Genomic DNA, 582 nt, shown 5'->3' on the forward strand with positions numbered 1-582 from the left:
GACACCCGTTCTGGGCGCCCGACCTGAACAAGTGGGTGAACGCAGGCGAGCTTACGTCCGGCGCGATGCTGAAGACCGGTGCGGGCACACACGTCCAGATCACTGCAGTCAAGAAGTGGACCGCCCAGACGCAGCGGGTCCACAACCTCACAGTCGACGGCCTCCACACGTACTACGTCGCCGCTGGGGATGCATCGGTTCTCACCCACAATTGCGGTAAGAGTAGTACGGGCGGAGTCGATTACGTTGACACGGATGGCTGTAGCAATGTTTGCATGGGCGTGAATCCACATTCTGATGACCTTGCATCCGCTGTCGGTGGGCACACATTTAATGGACCGGCATGGTCTGGGACAAATACCGCGAGTGGTAGGCCGCTGTGGATGGAAGGCATCAGTACGGTCGCACGCAGCGGCAATATCAGAATCTCATTCTCATTGGATGGGCTTTTTGGTGCCGGTGGCAGGACTGTTGCTGGTTCGGCGGAAGAAGCGTTCAGCGCGAATTATGCACGCGGATTGCCGATGGTAGCGGACTGGAAGCTTGGCGCAGGGAGGGAACGGAACCGCTTGGGAGCTTGCT

General features: G+C 58.8%; 1 protein-coding gene. It reads left to right on the top strand.

Features of this window, described 5'->3' with window-relative positions; genetic code table 11:
* On the top strand, nt 1-582 hold a 582-nt coding region (locus DMB66_RS66470), incomplete at both ends, for a polymorphic toxin type 27 domain-containing protein (protein WP_148113015.1).

The organism is Actinoplanes sp. ATCC 53533, assembly GCF_003947245.1.